The following is a 15,745-nucleotide window of genomic DNA, read 5'->3' on the forward strand; positions in this document are numbered from 1 at the left end:
AATCGTCAGTCACTATTCACTTTACGCTGTTTTGATATTCGCCTTAAAACCCGGTAGCACAATCCGGCAGGGACGCAGGGACTGGCAGAGTTATGCCTTCCCATTTTTTTTAGCCGATTAAAGCAATCAAATTGATTTAATAAACTTAACCCTGTTTCGGAGAATGACGATGAGCCTACGATTTACCCCTGCGGCCACCCTGTGCGCCCTCTCTGCCCTGACTCTTGGATATTCTGTCAATGCGCTGGCCCAAACCACCCTCAGCGCCCTGTTTATGACACAGGCGGCGTACAGCGAAGCGGATATCCGCGCCATGGCCGCTGATTTCACTAAGCAGCATCCGGATATCAAAGTGAATCTGGAATTCGTGCCGTATGAAGCGCTGCACGACAAAATCGTCGCCGCGCGCGGTGCCGGTGACAAAGGTTATGACGTGGTGTTGTTCGATGCGATCTGGCCCGCCGAATTTAACAAATACGGCCTGTTGCAGGACGTCACGGCGCGTATTCCGGCAGAGGAAAGCAACAAGATTTTTGACGGTGCCATTTCCACCGTGACCTATAAAGACAAACGCTGGGGCATGCCGTGGATCCTCGACACCAAATATCTGTATTACAACAAAGCCATGCTGGCAAAGGCCGGGATCACCACGCCGCCCGCCACCTGGGCTGACGTTGAGAAACAGTCTGCGATCCTGAAAGAAAAAGGCATCGTCAAATATCCGCTGGTCTGGAGCTGGTCACAGTCCGAAGCATTGCTGTGCGATTACACCACCCTGGTTTCCGCGTTCAAGGGGGATTTCTACAAAGACGGCAAGCTGAACTTCACTAATTCCGGCGCCATGAAAGCCATCAGTTACATGAAAGAGACGCTGGATAAAGGGCTGACCAACCCGAACTCCCGCGAGTATCTGGAAGAGGACGTGCGTAAATCCTTCTCCAACGGCGATGCGGCTTTCGCGCTGAACTGGACCTACATGTACAACATGGCCAACGATCCGAAACAGAGCAAAGTGGCGGGTGACGTCGGTGTGATCCCGGCACCGGGTGAAACCGCAGGCGGCGCGTCCGGCGTTAACGGCTCGATGGGGCTGGGCATTGCCAAAGCCAGTGCGCATCCGGATCAGGCGTGGGAATTCATCAGCTACATGACCTCGCAGCCGGTGCAGAACAAGTACGCCAAACTGAGCCTGCCAATCTGGAAATCCTCTTATGACGATCCGGCAGTGCAAAAAGATCAGGAGCAACTGATTGCGGCGGCGAAAACCTCGCTGAATGTAATGCTCTCGCGCCCGGTCACGGCGGATTACTCCCGTTTATCCAATATCTTGCAGCAAAATATTCAGGCGGTATTGCAGGGGAAAACCCCGGCACAGGACGGTATGGAAGCCGCAACCCAAGCCGCTGATCGTTTACGTTAATTTCGCGACCAACACCAAAAATACCCGCCATAGCCTGACTATGGCGGGACGGGAAAACTGAATGCTGACATTACCGCAACGTGAGAAACGTCAGGCCTGGTTGCTGCTCGCGCCCATGCTTTTGATGATGTTCTTACTCACCGCCTGGCCGCTTGTCCGTACGTTGTGGCTGAGTTTTACCGATGCCGGTCTGATTGGCGACGGCTCTGCGCCCAACTGGGTGGGCAGCGAGAACTTTTTGTATGCGCTGACCGACCCTGATTTTCGCGCCGCACTCTGGCGCACGCTGTATTTCACCGTGGTGTCGGTGGTGATTGAAGGCATCATCGGCGTACTGGTGGCACTGTTACTGAACCAGCCATTTTGGGGACGCAGCGCCCTGCGCGTGCTGGTGATTTTGCCCTGGGCACTGCCGACCATCGTCAACGCCACCCTGTGGCGGCTGAATTTCAATCCGGATTACGGCAGCATCAACGCCCTGCTTTCCCAGCTCGGGCTGATTGATACCTACCGCAGCTGGCTGGGCGATCCCTCTTCGGCGATCAATGCGGTGATGTTTGCGGATATCTGGAAAAACTACCCGCTGATCACCCTGCTGGTGCTGGCGGCATTACAGACCATTCCGGAAGATTTGTTCGAAGCCGCACGGCTTGATGGCGCATCGGCTTTCTGCCGTTTTCGCAAAATCACCTTACCGGCAATTGCCGCACCGCTGGCCGTGGCGCTGATCCTGCGCACCATTGATGCCTTTAAAGTCTTCGACATCATTTATGTCATGACCCGCGGCGGCCCGCTCGACAGCACCAAAACCGTCAGCTTCTTTGTCTATCAGGAATCGTTCAGTTATCTGCGCGCTGGCAGCGGTGCCGCCTACGCGATACTGATGACCTTAATCTGCGCCCTGCTGATCACGATTTACATGGTGATGTTGCTGCGCCAGCGCCGTTCAGGGAGCACAGAATGAAACAGAAAATCCGGCTCGTTTTACGCTATTTCGCCGCACTGGTGCTGGCCGTCTCGATTCTTGCCCCCCTGCTGTGGATGTTCCTGATGAGCGTCAGCTCGGCGGAAGATCTGACCCGCATTCCACTGGAATGGCTGCCGCGTCACTGGGATTTCAGCCGTTATGCCAGCCTGCTGACCTTACAGGCCGGCACGCCGGGCGCGCTGTTCCTGCATGCGCTCGGTAACAGTTTGCTGGTGGCCTGCGGAGCCACACTGGTTTCGCTGCTGCTGGCGATCCCGGCCGCTTACAGCTTCTCTCGCTATCCGGGCCGTGACGGCTGGCTGTTCGGCAGCCTGGCAATTTACATGGTGCCGCCGGTGGCGTTCGTTCTGCCGCTGTACTTCATCCTGCAACAGCTGACGCTGCTCAATACCCACCTCGGGCTGATTCTGGTGTATTGCTCGATGATCCTGCCGTTCCTGACCTGGATGCTGAAAAACCAGTTCGACGCGCTGCCGGTGGATATCGAACAGGCTTCCCGCCTCGACGGACTGCGCTACTGGCAGGTTTTGCTGCGCATCACCCTGCCGCTGGCAAAACCGGCGCTCGGCGCCTCGGCCATGTTTGGCTGGCTGCTGGCCTGGGACGAATTTTTCTACGCCCTGCTGTTTACCAACAATATCGACGCCCAGACGCTGCCGGTCACCATTGCCGGGTTCACCGCCGGGCGCGCCACCGATGACGGGCTGATCGCCGCCGTCGGCATTCTCGCGGCCATTCCGCCGCTCTTTATTGCGCTTTGGCTGCAAAAAACCATGGTCAGCGGGTTAACCGCCGGCGGCAGCAAAGGCTGATTATGAACACCAGGGAATTCTCATCAATGACAACCAGACCGCAGACCCGCGCCACGCTGTATGTGGCGGGCAACATCAACGTGGATTTGATCATGAGCACGCTGCACGCATGGCCGAAAAAAGGCACCGAAGCGATGCTCGAAAGCAGTTCATTGCGCCCCGGCGGTTCTGCCGGAAACTGCGCGCTGGCGCTCTCCGCCCTCGGATCCCCTTTCCGGCTGGTGGCCAATCAGGGCAACGACCAGTTCAGCGGCTGGCTGGCGGGCATGTTTCCTGAGAGCGCCCCAGGCTGGCCGACCTGCGACTGCGAAACCTCGCTGACGTTTGGCGTTACGCACCCTGATCACGAAAGAACCTTTTTCAGCAATCAGGGGCACATCGTGCGCCTTTCCATGCAGGACGTGCTGGCGCAAATCCCTGAAACGGCGCAGGCCGGTGACTGGGTATTGCTGTGCGGCACCTGGCTGTGTACGGCGCTTTATGCTGACTATCCGCAACTGCTGGCCGTGCTTAAGCAGCGCGGTTATCAGGTGGCGGTGGACAGCGGCTGGCCGCCGGAAGACTGGAGCGATGCGCTGCGTGACCAGGCATCAACATGGCTGCCGTATTGCGACGCGCTGCTGCTTAATGAAGTGGAAACCCTCGGGCTGGCGGATGCAGCCACGCTGGATGTCGCCGCGCTGACGCTGCTTGCGCAGATGGCGGAAAACGCCTTTTGCGTGGCGAAATGCGGCCCGGAAGGCGCGCGGCTGTGGTCGAAAAACCTGACGCTGCATCAGCACGCGGAACCGGTCGATGTAGTGGATACCATCGGTGCCGGAGACAGTTTTAACGCCGGATTTTTATCCGCGCTGATTTATAGCCTGCCGCCTGCCACGGCGCTGCAATGGGGTGTCCGCGTCGCCGGTTGTGCGATTGGCAGTTCCCCGCGCCGTTATCCTGACTGGCAATCGCTTTTTGGCCTTGTGGAGAAAATCTAAATGGCTCTGGTAGAACTGGTAAAAGTCGCCAAACATTATGGCAAAGTGCAGGTGTTGAAACCGCTGGATCTGACCATCCCTGACGGCAGTTTCACCGTGCTGGTTGGCCCGTCAGGTTGCGGAAAATCCACCCTGCTGCGGCTGCTGGCCGGGCTGGAATCGCTGTCTGACGGCGACATTCTGCTCGATAAACAGCAAATCAATAATTTCGACCCGGCCGACCGGGATATCGCCATGGTATTCCAGAGTTACGCGCTGTATCCGCACCTGACGGTGGCCGAAAATATGGCGTTCCACATGCAGGTTAAAAAAGTGCCGAAAGCCGAGCAGCAGGCCAAAGTGCAACAGGCCGCTAAAGTTCTGGGGATTGATCACCTGCTCAAACGTCTGCCGAAAGATTTGTCCGGCGGCCAGCGCCAGCGTGTCGCCATGGGCCGGGCGCTGGTGCGAAATCCGAAAGTGTTCCTGTTCGATGAACCCCTGTCTAACCTTGACGCCCAGCTGCGTATGGAACTGCGGGCTGAGATCAAATCGCTGCATCAGCAGTTTCGCACCACCACCGTGTACGTTACGCATGATCAGGTCGAGGCCATGACGCTGGCCGATAATATCGTGGTGATGAAAGACGGATTTATCGTGCAACAGGGTGACCCGCTGTCGATTTACGACAAACCGGTTAACACCTTTGTGGCGCGGTTTATCGGCTCGCCGCCCATGAACCTGCTCAGCGGCGTCTTCCGCAATATTGACGGACAGCCGGGCGTGTCCTGCGATCAACTGTGGTTCGCCCTGCCGGAGAAATGGGCATTGCAGGCGCGGCACGCCGAAGGAAAACCGGTCACCCTGGGGCTGCGTCCGCACGACTTAAAACCTGTTCCGGTAAGCACGCAGCCTGCCGCCACATTGCGCTTGCTGGAAGTCACCGGCGAAAGCAGCCTGCTGCACATCGACTGGAGTGGATTTCCGCTGCACGTGCAGTTTGCCGGACGCGCCCGCGTCAGCGCCGACCAGCCGTTGTATCTCGAGGCCAACAGCGAAGCGATTCATTTGTTTGATGTGAAAACGGGAGAACGACTGGCGGAGGAATAAAAGGTCAAGACCCCGACAAAACGGGGTCTTTATTCGTGCGATAACGGTAAAATTTAATTATTGCAGAAGGTTAAAACTCGCGACCATTTCATTATTGGCTTTCATCGCATGATTAAAGGTTCCTTCAACCATCGCTGATGATTTCTGGTCAGTGAGCTGTGCCTTTTCCGCTTCGGTGAATGGCTGGTTATCCCGCACATGATTAATTCGCTGTTGCGCGGCCAGCACATATTCTTCAATATTTTTAATCAGCTTGCTGTAGTCCTGCGGTTTTTCCCCGGTGTTGGCGGAAGGCTGCTTCATCACGTCAAGAGAGGCCTGTATTTCGCTCACAATACGCGTGGCAGATTCGGCTGAAAATTTATCCTGCACCAGTATCGCATTCAGCTTTTTAGCATTTATCACGACGGACAAAGCATGATAGCGGGCATTTTTACCCTCCGATTGTTCGATTTCCTGCAAACGGGCGAGTTGTTGTGCATCGTTAGCGGTATCAATTGCACTTCTGAACGTCACAGAGTCTGAATTATATGATTTTAGTTTATTCATAAATTCAGCGTGTGAAGTTTTTCCTTTCAGGAAGGCATATTTCTTATAATCTTCTTGCTGATAATATTGACTCAGAGAATTCATCACCTCACTCAAACTGTTTGCTGACTTTATGAAATTAAGCGCCGCACGATCCAGTCCTGGAATACCCGGTTGCCGTTCAGCTGCCAGTGGCATTTTATTATTACAAAACTCTAATAATTTGCTATTAACAGGACTCATTCCCGACACTTCAGTTTCATTCCCTGCTGGCCCCTGATCAACATCTTTTACCCAGCTTGAATATTGGTTAAAGGAATGATTAATTCCTGCATCCAGCAGGCTGTAGCATTTAATGTAGATCTGCAATTTTGCGGCAACCTCTGCCGCAGAGGCTTTCGGGGCAGCCGCAGTGGAGGATTTTTCAGCTGTATCAGCCGCTTTGGCAGCCACATAAGCAGGCTTAGCCTCAGCCTTTTTATCATCACAACCTGATAACGCAACCAGAATTGATGAAAAGAGCACTGCGTATATAAATTTATTATTCATAATGAGATTAACTTCATTCCTGTGAGGTAAAAATATCGAATGAACAAATAACTATCGATAGGACATATAAAATATGAATATCAAAAAAATTCAACACACTGATGAATCATTGCCATTATTAATAAACAGGCCGGGCATTATGTTCCACCTGAACAATGATGACTATTTAAATGTGCGAAATAGTATTGCCGGCACGTATTTACGCCTCGCGTATTAACCCTGCGCGACATAACAGAGGGAAAAAAACGCGTTAGCGTTAAAGGAATGATTAACAGATAACCTTTCATGTTCTCTACCGTTGACGCCACACCCCGATGCGCTATGCTCAGACATTGCCTGTTTCATTAGCGCGCTTATCTTCTATGAGCTTCTTCTCAAACAAAAAATTCTCGCTGCCGCCCGGTTCTGCTTTGCCATTACTGGTGGCGGGCGCGTTCTTTATGGAAAACCTCGATGCCACGGTGATCGTGACCGCGCTGCCGCAGATGGCGAAAGATTTCGGGGTGCATCCGGTGGATATGAATATCGGTGTGTCGGCGTACATTCTGACGCTCACGGTATTTATTCCCGCCAGCGGCTGGATTGCCAACCGTTTCGGCACCCGCAACGTCTTCTCGCTGGCGCTGGTGTTGTTCACTCTCGCCTCGGCGTTATGTTCCGCCAGCACCAGCCTGCCGACGTTTACCGCTGCCCGAATGTTGCAGGGCTTTGCCGGTGCGCTGATGGTGCCGGTCGGGCGGTTGGTGGTGCTGAAAAACACCCGGAAATCGGATTTGATCCGCGCCATCGCCACCATCACCTGGCCGGGGCTGGTCGCCCCCATTCTCGGACCGCCGCTCGGCGGATTTATCACCACCTATGCCTCATGGCACTGGATCTTTATCCTCAACGTGCCGCTCGGGTTTATTGCTCTGTGGTTTAGCCGGAAACTGATCCCTCTTATTCCCGGCGAAAAAGGCGTGCCCTTCGATGTGACCGGATTTGTGCTGACCGGGATTGCCTGCCTCGGGCTGATTTTCGGGCTGGATAAATTCAATGAAGGGCGTATCGACTGGAAACCTTTTGCGATGATCGGTGGCGCGCTGTTGGCCGGAGCGCTGGCCATCTGGCATTCCCGCCGGGCGGCGCACCCGTTGCTGCCGCTGACGGCGATGAAAATCAAAAGTTACGCGGTCACTATTTATGGCGGTTCGCTGTTTCGTATCGCCATCGGCGCCCTGCCGTTTCTGCTGCCGCTGATGTTCCAGCTCGGTTATGGCATGAGTGCTTTTAATGCCGGTTTGCTGGTGCTCGCGGTTTTTGCCGGAAATCTGGCGATGAAGCCTTTTACCTCAGCGATTTTGCACCGCTTCCGCTTTAAGTCGATTATGCTGGTTAACGGCCTGATCAATTCTGCGACCATTTTTGCCTGTGCGCTGTTAACGCCAAACGTGCCGACGGCGCTGACGCTGCTGCTGTTATTCGCCAGCGGCATGAGCCGCTCGATGCAGTTCACTGCCCTCAATACGCTGGCCTTTTCGCAGGTGCCTTCTGAACAAATGGGGGGCGCGAATACGCTGTTTAACACCGCGCAGCAGCTTTCTACCGGGCTGGGTATCGCCATCGGCGCGCTTTCCCTGCGCATCGCCGGACATTTTCTGCCCGCCAGCGACACGTTGCAGACCGGCACGTTACACATCGCTTTTATCATCATCGGCCTGTTTTCACTGGCCGGTACGCTCGACAGCCTGACGCTCGACAAAACGGCAGGCGATGAAATACGACGCAAAAAAGAATCTGTAACCCCACCGGCTGTACCGGAAAAATAATGGCGCAGCCAGACTGAAATTACGTATCCGAAAAATGGAGTTAAACCATGGAATACCGTCTGTTAGGCCGCTCTGGCCTGAAAGTTTCAGTTTTAAGCCTCGGCACCATGACATTTGGTGGTCAGGGCAAATTCGCAAAAACCGGGCAAACCGACGTTGAGGCCGCTCAGCGCCAGATAGGATTATGTCTGGATGCCGGCATCAATCTGTTCGATACCGCCGATGTTTATTCAGGCGGTGAATCAGAAGTGATCCTCGGTAAGGCGCTCGGCGACAAACGCCATGACGTGCTGGTCGCCAGTAAAGCCCGCTTCCCGATGGGTGAAGGTCCGAACGATCGCGGTTCTTCACGTCATCACATTCTGCGCGCCTGCGAAGCCAGCCTGAAGCGTCTGAATACGGATTATCTGGATTTGTATCAGTTGCATGAATGGGACGGCCTGACGCCGCTGGAAGAAACCCTGCGCGCGCTCGACGATCTGGTCCGCAGCGGCAAAGTGCGGTACGTCGGTATCTCTAACTTCTCCGCCTGGCATGTGATGAAAACGCTGGGCGTGGCCGATGCCCATCATTATATCCGCCCGGTCAGCCAGCAAATCCATTACACCCTGCAGGCCCGCGAAGCCGAATACGAGTTGCTGCCCGCCGCGCAAGATCAGGGGCTGGGTACGCTGGTCTGGAGCCCGCTGGCTGGCGGCCTGCTCTCCGGTAAATATCGCCGCAATCAGGCCGCGCCGGAAGGCACGCGCCATCTGGCAGACTGGGGCGAGCCGCCGGTGCGTGATGAAAGCGCGCTGTACGATGTGGTTGATGTGCTGGTCAGTATCGCCGAAGCCCGTGGCGTTTCCGCGGCGCAGATTGCGCTGGCCTGGCTGATTGCCCGCCCGCAGGTGACCTCGGTGATTGTCGGAGCGCGTAACGAAGCTCAGTTGCAGGACAACCTGCTCGCCGCCGGTTTAACTCTCAATAATGAAGAAATTGAACGACTTAATCAGGTCAGTCAGTTGCCTTTGTTGTATCCTTATTGGCACCAGGCGCAGACGGCACCGGATCGTTTGTCCGCAGCGGATTTATCGCTGATTGCGCCCTATCTGAAAAAGTAACGGCAATAAAATGAAACGTAACACGGTCGGCAGAGAGTGCCGGTCGTGTTATTTTTGTGTTAATACTGTGAAGGTCTTTTTGAGTGCACTGAGCACCTTGCTTAAATATTGAGGATTACCGGGATGATTATTTTTGTTACCGGCGCCACTGCCGGATTTGGTGCAGAAATCGCACGCAGGTTTGTCAAAGAAGGTCATAAAGTGATTGCATCTGGCCGCCGCAAAGAGCGTCTGGACGACCTGAAAGCCGAACTGGGAGACGCGCTGTACGCTGTTGAGCTGGATGTCACTAACCGCGCATCCATTCAGGATGCCATCGACAGCCTGCCTGCTGACTGGCGCAACATCGACGTGCTGGTCAATAACGCCGGTCTGGCGCTTGGTCTGGAAAAAGCGGATAAAGCGTCGCTGGAAGACTGGGACAAAATGATCGACACCAACACCAAAGGGCTGGTGTACATGACCCGCGCCGTCTTGCCGGGCATGGTTGAGCGCAATACCGGGCATGTGATCAACATCGGTTCCACCGCCGGTAACTGGCCGTATGCCGGGGGTAACGTCTACGGCGCGACCAAAGCTTTTGTGCGTCAGTTCAGCCTGAACCTGCGCACCGATCTGCACGGCACTCACGTTCGCGTCACCAACATCGAACCGGGCCTGTGCGGCGGTACTGAATTCTCAAACATCCGCTTTAAGGGTGACGATGAGAAAGCCAGCAAAACCTACGACAACACCAACCCGCTGACCGCCACTGACGTTGCCGAATCCGTTTTCTGGGTGTCCACGCTCCCTGCGCACGTCAACATCAACAGCATCGAAATGATGCCAGTCAGCCAGTCTCTCGCCGGATTGCAGGTCCATCGTGAAGAGTGATCTTGCTTCCTGAACCTGATGAAAAATAATGAAAAGCAGCCCAGGCTGCTTTTTTTATTGGTTTATTTTGATGAAAAACGGCATTTTGCACCTGAATTGTGCTGGTTGTATTTCGCACAAAGAGTTATGATCACCTCACAACATACAGGTTCTATTATGGAAGCCAATTTTGAGAACGGACTCGAATACTTACTGGAACTTAATGGCTGGATTAACTACACCACGTCAGGTTACTGGTGGAAAATTGAAGCCCGGCGCGTACCGAAAACGGTGACGGTTCCCCACGGCATTCGCTATAACCTGACTCTGCATGATAATCACGATCAGCGGGTCTATGGAATGGATAACAGTCATGCAGTGATCTCAGGCAAACGTGGCGTTTATCACGGCAGGTCCGTGACCTACGATCATCTGCATAAGGGAATCAGACAAAAAGGAACGCCTTACATGTTTACATCACCCTGCCAACTGCTTGACGATTTTTGGCAGGCAACAGACTCAATAATCAAGGATGTTAAGAGGTCCGAATGAAAGCACTTATTGGCGTAATGCCGGAAGAGATGGTTCGTCAGCGTATGCTGGCAATCCTTAAGGGCGACTATAAGCCAGCGGCGGATGAACCGAAAATTTGGTACAACTCACTGGCCGCACTGGCGCAGATCCTCAGCCCGGACAATATTGCATTGCTCAGCCTGATGTATGAGCGCAATCCGCAAACCCTGACAGAACTGGCGACACTTTCAGGACGACATAAAAGCAACTTGTCCAAAACGCTGAAAACTCTCGAAAATCGTGGGTTTGTGAAGATGGTGGCTTTCGGTGCCAGGAAACGCCCGGTCGCGCTGTTTACGGAATTTGATATCCGCGTCGAGAATTTCCCCTCCGCCGCCAGAACGGCAGCCTGACTGACGGGTATGCCACTCACAAAAAAAGGCGCGGCAAACCTGCCCGCGCCCTCTTCTTACTGATGTCTGACGTAACGGTTACGCGCTCAGCCAGCCCAGTTTGATCACGAACAGAATCGACAGCACGATCAGCGCAGAATTCAGCTCACGCCAGCGGCCGCTCAGCAGTTTACACAGCGTCCAGGTGATGAAACCAAACGCGATACCGTTGGCGATGGAATAAGTGAACGGCATGGTCAGCGCGGTCACGGTGACCGGTGCGGCGACCGTGATGTCTTTCCAGTCGATTTCAGCCAGACCGGAGGTCATCAGCACCGCGATAAACAGCAGCGCAGGCGCTGTGGCGAAGGCCGGAACGCTGCCTGCCAGTGGTGCGAAGAACAGGCTCAGCAGGAACAGGATGGCAACCACAATCGCAGTCAGACCGGTACGGCCACCGGCGCTGACGCCCGCCGCCGATTCGATATAACTGGTGGTGGTTGATGTCCCGAGCAGCGAACCGAACAGCGCAGCGGCGCTGTCAGCCACCAGCGCACGGCCCATTTTCGGGATGTTGCCGTCTTCGTCTGCCAGACCGGCACGTTTGGTCACGCCAATCAGGGTGCCGGAGTTATCAAACACATCCACAAACAGGAAGGCGAAGATCACGCTAATCAGCGAAACGTTGAATGCGCCTTTGATGTCCAGTTGCATAAAGGTCGGCGCGATAGACGGCGGCATCGACATAATCCCGCCGAAAGCTGAATAGCCCAGTGCGATCGCCAGCACGGTAACCGCCAGCACGCCGATCAGCACCGCTCCGGTGACTTTTCGCGCTTCCAGCACCACGATCAGGATAAAGCCCAGCATCGCGAACAGCGGGCCCGGTTTCGTCAGATCACCTAACCCCACCAGTGTGGCCGGGTTCGCGACCACGATACCGGCATTTTCCAGCGCAATCAGCGCCAGGAATAAACCAATACCTGCAGCGATGGCCGAACGCAGCGGCAGCGGAATACTGCGGATAATCCACTCGCGGATTTTAAAAATAGATAACGCGAAGAAAATACAGGCGGAAAGGAAAACGGCACCCAGCGCAATCTGCCACGTGTAACCCATATGCAGAACCACGGTGTAGGTGAAAAAGGCGTTTAACCCCATGCCCGGCGCCAGCGCGATCGGGTAGTTGGCGATAAAGCCCATCAGTGCGGAACCGATTGCGGCAGCAAGACAGGTTGCCACGAATACCGAACCTTTATCCATCCCCGTCGCGCCCAAAATAGACGGGTTAACAAACAGAATATAGGCCATTGCTAAAAACGTAGTCAGTCCTGCCACAATCTCAGTTCGCACGTTAGTGCGGTGAGCTTTTAACTTAAATAGTTTTTCTAACATGAGAAGGAATCTCTTGGTCGCATGATCACTTTTGATCTGGCGATCAAATAGCGCACGCTTGTTATTAGTGTTGTTATTCAAAACACGCCCGCGCGCCCGCAGTGAGGATGCCACAATTCGCCCCACTGCCTGATACTGATAGCGGAACACGAGCTGAAAACGTGTTTTGACGAACCCTGTCATTGCCACTTTGCACATAAAACAACCTGAGGACATTGTTTTATAAAGGGGCATCGCACAATCTAGGAAAAATGAGTGATGCAGTCCATAATAGATATCTCACTTATTCACTGCATAAATTAGTACACCCATGTCGCCATTCTCCCGTTTTTCGCAATATTTTACCGAGGTCGCCCGAACAGGAAGTTTGCGCAAAGCGGCGGAAGTGCTGCACGTCTCGGCTTCAGCCATCAACCGGCAAATTTTACAGGCGGAACAGACGCTGGAAACCCCGCTGTTTGAACGGCTTCCGACCGGGCTGAAACTGACGTCGGCGGGTGAAATCTTGTTCGATGACATTCGCCGCTGGCGAAAAGAATTTTCCCGCACGCGTGAAAGGTTTGATGAAATCCAGGGATTACGGCGCGGTCACGTCACGATTTCGATGATTGCTGCGCTGAGCGAAGGCATGGTCGCAGAACTGATTGCCGACGTCGGCAAGGAACACCCTTATCTGACCTTTGATATCCGCATTGAAGACAGCCGCAATATCAGCGAACAGGTGAGTTCCGCAGAGGTGGATTTCGGTTTGTTGCTTGATCCGGTGGAACATACCGGGCTGGAAGTACGGGCGTTTGCGGAACTGCCGATCGGCATCGCCATGCCGGTCGGGCATGAACTGTCTCATCAGACGTCGCTGTCGTTCAGCGATATCGCCGCTTACCGGCAGATCATTCCGTCCGAGCCATTGATGGTCAATGCCCGCGCCAAACTGCTGTACAACCGTTATCAGCTGCTGGAAACGCCGTCGATCGTCTGTAATGACGTGCGCATGATGCGCGAACTTATCCGCAAAGGTGCAGGGGTCGGCGTGCTGAGTTTGTTAGATGTCCTGCCCGATTTGCAGGAACAGCGGCTGGCGTTTGTGCCGTTGCAGGGCCGTACCGCGAAACCGCTGACGCTGGCTTTGTGCGTCGCCCCGCGCAGGCAACTTTCCCGCGCGGCGCAAATGGTGATTCAGAAAGTCATCGTCATGATGGAGCAGTTAACGCATTAAGCGGCTTTCCAGCCGGAAATAATAATCAGCATTCCCGCCAGCGCCACGCAGGCCCCCAGCCAGTCGGTGGTGCTGAGTTTCACGCCATCCACGACGCGCAGCCACAGCATCGCCGTCATCACGTACACGCCGCCGTAGGCCGCATACACCCTGCCGCTGGCCGCCGGGTGCAGAGTGAGCAGCCAGACAAAAGCCGCCAGGCTGAGCGCCGCAGGAAATAAAAGCCATGCGCTGCCGCCTTTGCGTAACCAGAGATAAGGCAAAAAACAGCCGATAATTTCCGCCAGCGCCGTCGCAAAGAACAGTAAAGAAGTTTTGAGCATCATATTTGTCAGGTTTACAGTCCGTAGTTCAATCACAAATCAATGAGTTCACTGTCAGAGGATGACGTCATTGAGCGGGATGTTATAATTGATATATTCGCCTGAGCGATGTGTAAAAATAAAAGGATGAGCTAATGAATACAACGTTTATGTCCCGACTGACCCGCAGCGTATTGCCGGTTGCCTTGCTGGTCATGACAGCGGGCTGGCAGGCCCCTGCACTGGCAGCCACCAACTGCGCGGGCGGAACCTGTGTCTTTGGCGGTACCGGCAATGATGCCATGACCAACGAAGAAGCACGTCAGAGCAAAGAGCAGTGGAATGAAACTCAGCGTCTGCGCGCGATGAAAAACCAGCGCAACGAGAAAGATTTCTCCAAGTACGACAACTCGGTTGATCTGCGCGACAAGTGCGAAGCCAGCCAGAATATCAATGCCTACTGGGAACCGAACACCGAGCGCTGCCTCGATCGCCGGACCGGTCGTCAGTTAATGGCGCCGTAATCTGCTAAACTCATTGATACGTTGATTTTCATAAAAGGAATGAATGATGAAAAAGACACTTTTAGCCGGTCTTGCGGTGGTCATGCTGGCCCCCCTCGTCGCACAAGCTTCCTGTGAAAGCGTGAAGGCAGATATTACGTCGAAAATCGTTGCTAACGGTTTGCCGGAGTCCGGCTTCAAACTGGACATCGTACCTAACGATCAGGCCGATCAGGCCGGCGGACAGGTGGTCGGGCATTGCGGAAACGACAGCCAGAAGATCATCTACACCAAAACCGCGGACGCGGGCGATGAGACAGCCTCAAGCCCTAAAACCGGCACCAGCCAGGACTCTCAGTAGTCTTCGGCAGCACCGGCCAGACGATGTCGGGCTGATGGGCGCTAACCGCGTCATCCCCTGACACCGAAATATCAGGGGAGCTTCTGCTCCCCTGATTCCTTTTCTCCCCTTAATTTCTCACACGCGACCACTCACCCGGCAAACAGCTGATCGTATACGTGCTGAAGATGCCTGCTCATCCGCGCTTTGGCACCCGCGCCGTCACGCGCCAGAATCGAATCCAAAATCCCCTGATGATCCGCGTTCATCTCACGCGCAAAATCCACCTCGGTATAGTGGCTTTCAAGCCGCATAAACCGGCGCGACTGACGCTTATCCCACAGGTATCCCATCATATCGTGCAGCACTTCGTTGCCGGTCATTTCGCTGATCATCAGATGGAAACGGCGGTCGGCTTCGAGGAAGGCGTCATTATTGGCGTTCAGCTCGTTAAGCTCGCGGGCAATCTCTTTGAGTTTCGCGCGCTGGTCGTCAGTGCCGTTGATGGCCGCCAGTTCTGCGGTCATAGCTTCATAAATCTGACGCGCTTTCACTAAAGATTGCAGGCTGAACTCCTCTTCTGCGGGCGCGGCGTGAACCACCGGCGAGCCGTCCGGCAGGGGATTGCTGACGTACACCCCGTTGCCGGTACGAATTTCCACCCAGCCGGTGATCTCCAGTGCAATCAGCGCTTCACGAATAGAGGAGCGGCTGACGCCCAGTTGTTTGGAGAGATCGCGCTCCGAAGGGATCATCGCCCCCGGCGAAAATTGCCCGGTCTTAATACAGTTAATCAGGACATTAGAAATCTGGCGATACAGCCGTTCGACTTTCAGTGTAGGTAATTCCATTGTTTTCTCCGTGCTGGTGCTGAATCCCAGATTTGTTATCCCGATCACATTAATCATCGGTTTGATGCTGAATCATATGTTGGTCTGATGGCCTGACCAGCAGA

The 15,745-nt window shown here is 54.5% G+C and carries 17 protein-coding genes; 13 read left to right on the forward strand and 4 right to left on the reverse strand.

The features are described 5' to 3' along the window. Positions 1-169 precede the first annotated feature (169 nt). The 5 genes from ACQZQY_RS16155 to ACQZQY_RS16175 all read left to right on the forward strand — a co-directional run bounded on the left by ACQZQY_RS16155 (position 170) and on the right by ACQZQY_RS16175 (position 5,289). Positions 170-1,420, forward strand: coding sequence for an extracellular solute-binding protein (locus ACQZQY_RS16155; protein ID WP_122095267.1), 1,251 nt, complete (start codon positions 170-172; stop codon positions 1,418-1,420). Between the two features lie 61 nt (positions 1,421-1,481). Beyond that, positions 1,482-2,384: a carbohydrate ABC transporter permease gene (locus ACQZQY_RS16160; protein WP_421671529.1), complete on the forward strand. Its 903-nt coding sequence runs from the start codon at positions 1,482-1,484 to the stop codon at positions 2,382-2,384. Beyond that, the gene (locus tag ACQZQY_RS16165) at positions 2,381-3,220 is read left to right on the forward strand and encodes a carbohydrate ABC transporter permease (protein ID WP_122095266.1); all 840 of its coding nucleotides are present in this window, start codon (positions 2,381-2,383) and stop codon (positions 3,218-3,220) included. Before ACQZQY_RS16160 ends, ACQZQY_RS16165 begins: the two co-directional genes overlap by 4 nt. A 26-nt stretch (positions 3,221-3,246) precedes the next feature. Then, positions 3,247-4,200, forward strand: a complete 954-nt coding sequence (locus ACQZQY_RS16170; RefSeq protein WP_431296006.1) for a carbohydrate kinase family protein — start codon at positions 3,247-3,249, stop codon at positions 4,198-4,200. Then, entirely contained in the window at positions 4,201-5,289 is a 1,089-nt protein-coding gene (locus tag ACQZQY_RS16175) for an ABC transporter ATP-binding protein (protein WP_431296007.1), read from the forward strand. Between the two features lie 57 nt (positions 5,290-5,346). On the opposite strand, the gene ACQZQY_RS16180 is transcribed toward ACQZQY_RS16175, so the two are convergent. Then, positions 5,347-6,366, reverse strand: coding sequence for a DUF3829 domain-containing protein (locus tag ACQZQY_RS16180; RefSeq protein ID WP_431296008.1), 1,020 nt, complete (start codon positions 6,364-6,366; stop codon positions 5,347-5,349). A gap of 362 nt (positions 6,367-6,728) precedes the next feature. Here ACQZQY_RS16180 and ACQZQY_RS16185 point away from each other — a divergent pair, with 362 nt between their 5' ends. The 5 genes from ACQZQY_RS16185 to ACQZQY_RS16205 all read left to right on the forward strand — a co-directional run bounded on the left by ACQZQY_RS16185 (position 6,729) and on the right by ACQZQY_RS16205 (position 11,055). Beyond that, a complete protein-coding gene (locus ACQZQY_RS16185) occupies positions 6,729-8,174 on the forward strand; it encodes an MFS transporter (protein ID WP_431296009.1) in 1,446 nt (481 codons plus the stop codon). A 47-nt stretch (positions 8,175-8,221) separates the two neighbouring features. Next, the gene (locus ACQZQY_RS16190; RefSeq protein ID WP_431296010.1) at positions 8,222-9,277 is read left to right on the forward strand and encodes an aldo/keto reductase; all 1,056 of its coding nucleotides are present in this window, start codon (positions 8,222-8,224) and stop codon (positions 9,275-9,277) included. 123 nt (positions 9,278-9,400) lie between these two features. Continuing rightward, positions 9,401-10,150 (forward strand): bifunctional NADP-dependent 3-hydroxy acid dehydrogenase/3-hydroxypropionate dehydrogenase YdfG, encoded by a 750-nt coding sequence (gene ydfG / locus ACQZQY_RS16195; RefSeq protein ID WP_056770477.1) that lies wholly within the window; start codon positions 9,401-9,403, stop codon positions 10,148-10,150. An 18-nt stretch (positions 10,151-10,168) separates the two neighbouring features. Beyond that, entirely contained in the window at positions 10,169-10,681 is a 513-nt protein-coding gene (locus tag ACQZQY_RS16200) for a hypothetical protein (protein ID WP_431296011.1), read from the forward strand. After that, entirely contained in the window at positions 10,678-11,055 is a 378-nt protein-coding gene (locus ACQZQY_RS16205; RefSeq protein WP_056770475.1) for a MarR family transcriptional regulator, read from the forward strand. The genes ACQZQY_RS16200 and ACQZQY_RS16205 overlap by 4 nt, the downstream gene beginning before the upstream one ends. A gap of 78 nt (positions 11,056-11,133) precedes the next feature. On the opposite strand, the gene ACQZQY_RS16210 is transcribed toward ACQZQY_RS16205, so the two are convergent. Continuing rightward, a complete protein-coding gene (locus ACQZQY_RS16210; protein ID WP_431296012.1) occupies positions 11,134-12,429 on the reverse strand; it encodes an NCS2 family permease in 1,296 nt (431 codons plus the stop codon). A 310-nt stretch (positions 12,430-12,739) separates the two neighbouring features. Here ACQZQY_RS16210 and ACQZQY_RS16215 point away from each other — a divergent pair, with 310 nt between their 5' ends. Next, on the forward strand, positions 12,740-13,645 hold the full coding sequence (locus tag ACQZQY_RS16215) for a LysR family transcriptional regulator (RefSeq protein ID WP_056770472.1): 906 nt from the start codon (positions 12,740-12,742) through the stop codon (positions 13,643-13,645). Here the strand turns inward: ACQZQY_RS16215 and ACQZQY_RS16220 are convergent. After that, positions 13,642-13,968 (reverse strand): YnfA family protein, encoded by a 327-nt coding sequence (locus ACQZQY_RS16220; protein WP_183848176.1) that lies wholly within the window; start codon positions 13,966-13,968, stop codon positions 13,642-13,644. The genes ACQZQY_RS16215 and ACQZQY_RS16220 overlap by 4 nt on opposite strands. A 134-nt stretch (positions 13,969-14,102) precedes the next feature. Between ACQZQY_RS16220 and ACQZQY_RS16225 the strand changes: the two genes are divergently transcribed. Beyond that, positions 14,103-14,471, forward strand: coding sequence for a DUF1283 family protein (locus ACQZQY_RS16225; protein WP_056770469.1), 369 nt, complete (start codon positions 14,103-14,105; stop codon positions 14,469-14,471). Positions 14,472-14,517: 46 nt separating this feature from the next. After that, complete coding sequence (locus ACQZQY_RS16230; protein WP_056770466.1) at positions 14,518-14,811, forward strand: DUF1161 domain-containing protein; 294 nt, start codon at positions 14,518-14,520, stop codon at positions 14,809-14,811. Positions 14,812-14,942: 131 nt separating this feature from the next. Here the strand turns inward: ACQZQY_RS16230 and ACQZQY_RS16235 are convergent, their stop codons facing one another. Then, entirely contained in the window at positions 14,943-15,641 is a 699-nt protein-coding gene (locus ACQZQY_RS16235) for a FadR/GntR family transcriptional regulator (RefSeq protein WP_056771936.1), read from the reverse strand. Positions 15,642-15,745 lie beyond the last annotated feature (104 nt).

The sequence above is a fragment of the Rahnella sp. PAMC25559 genome (assembly GCF_050632365.1).
Lineage (GTDB): Bacteria > Pseudomonadota > Gammaproteobacteria > Enterobacterales > Enterobacteriaceae > Rahnella > Rahnella rivi.

Bases quoted from the DNA above. Each gene is read 5' to 3' on its own strand.
- ACQZQY_RS16210 (WP_431296012.1), bottom strand. From the start codon at position 12,429: ATGTTAGAAAAACTATTTAAGTTAAAAGCTCACCGCACTAACGTGCGA.
- ACQZQY_RS16205 (WP_056770475.1), top strand. From the start codon at position 10,678: ATGAAAGCACTTATTGGCGTAATGCCGGAAGAGATGGTTCGTCAGCGT.
- ACQZQY_RS16165 (WP_122095266.1), top strand. From the start codon at position 2,381: ATGAAACAGAAAATCCGGCTCGTTTTACGCTATTTCGCCGCACTGGTG.
- ACQZQY_RS16225 (WP_056770469.1), top strand. From the start codon at position 14,103: ATGAATACAACGTTTATGTCCCGACTGACCCGCAGCGTATTGCCGGTT.
- ACQZQY_RS16230 (WP_056770466.1), top strand. From the start codon at position 14,518: ATGAAAAAGACACTTTTAGCCGGTCTTGCGGTGGTCATGCTGGCCCCC.
- ACQZQY_RS16190 (WP_431296010.1), top strand. From the start codon at position 8,222: ATGGAATACCGTCTGTTAGGCCGCTCTGGCCTGAAAGTTTCAGTTTTA.
- ydfG (WP_056770477.1), top strand. From the start codon at position 9,401: ATGATTATTTTTGTTACCGGCGCCACTGCCGGATTTGGTGCAGAAATC.
- ACQZQY_RS16220 (WP_183848176.1), bottom strand. From the start codon at position 13,968: ATGCTCAAAACTTCTTTACTGTTCTTTGCGACGGCGCTGGCGGAAATT.
- ACQZQY_RS16200 (WP_431296011.1), top strand. From the start codon at position 10,169: ATGAAAAATAATGAAAAGCAGCCCAGGCTGCTTTTTTTATTGGTTTAT.
- ACQZQY_RS16175 (WP_431296007.1), top strand. From the start codon at position 4,201: ATGGCTCTGGTAGAACTGGTAAAAGTCGCCAAACATTATGGCAAAGTG.
- ACQZQY_RS16180 (WP_431296008.1), bottom strand. From the start codon at position 6,366: ATGAATAATAAATTTATATACGCAGTGCTCTTTTCATCAATTCTGGTT.
- ACQZQY_RS16160 (WP_421671529.1), top strand. From the start codon at position 1,482: ATGCTGACATTACCGCAACGTGAGAAACGTCAGGCCTGGTTGCTGCTC.
- ACQZQY_RS16235 (WP_056771936.1), bottom strand. From the start codon at position 15,641: ATGGAATTACCTACACTGAAAGTCGAACGGCTGTATCGCCAGATTTCT.
- ACQZQY_RS16215 (WP_056770472.1), top strand. From the start codon at position 12,740: ATGTCGCCATTCTCCCGTTTTTCGCAATATTTTACCGAGGTCGCCCGA.
- ACQZQY_RS16185 (WP_431296009.1), top strand. From the start codon at position 6,729: ATGAGCTTCTTCTCAAACAAAAAATTCTCGCTGCCGCCCGGTTCTGCT.
- ACQZQY_RS16170 (WP_431296006.1), top strand. From the start codon at position 3,247: ATGACAACCAGACCGCAGACCCGCGCCACGCTGTATGTGGCGGGCAAC.
- ACQZQY_RS16155 (WP_122095267.1), top strand. From the start codon at position 170: ATGAGCCTACGATTTACCCCTGCGGCCACCCTGTGCGCCCTCTCTGCC.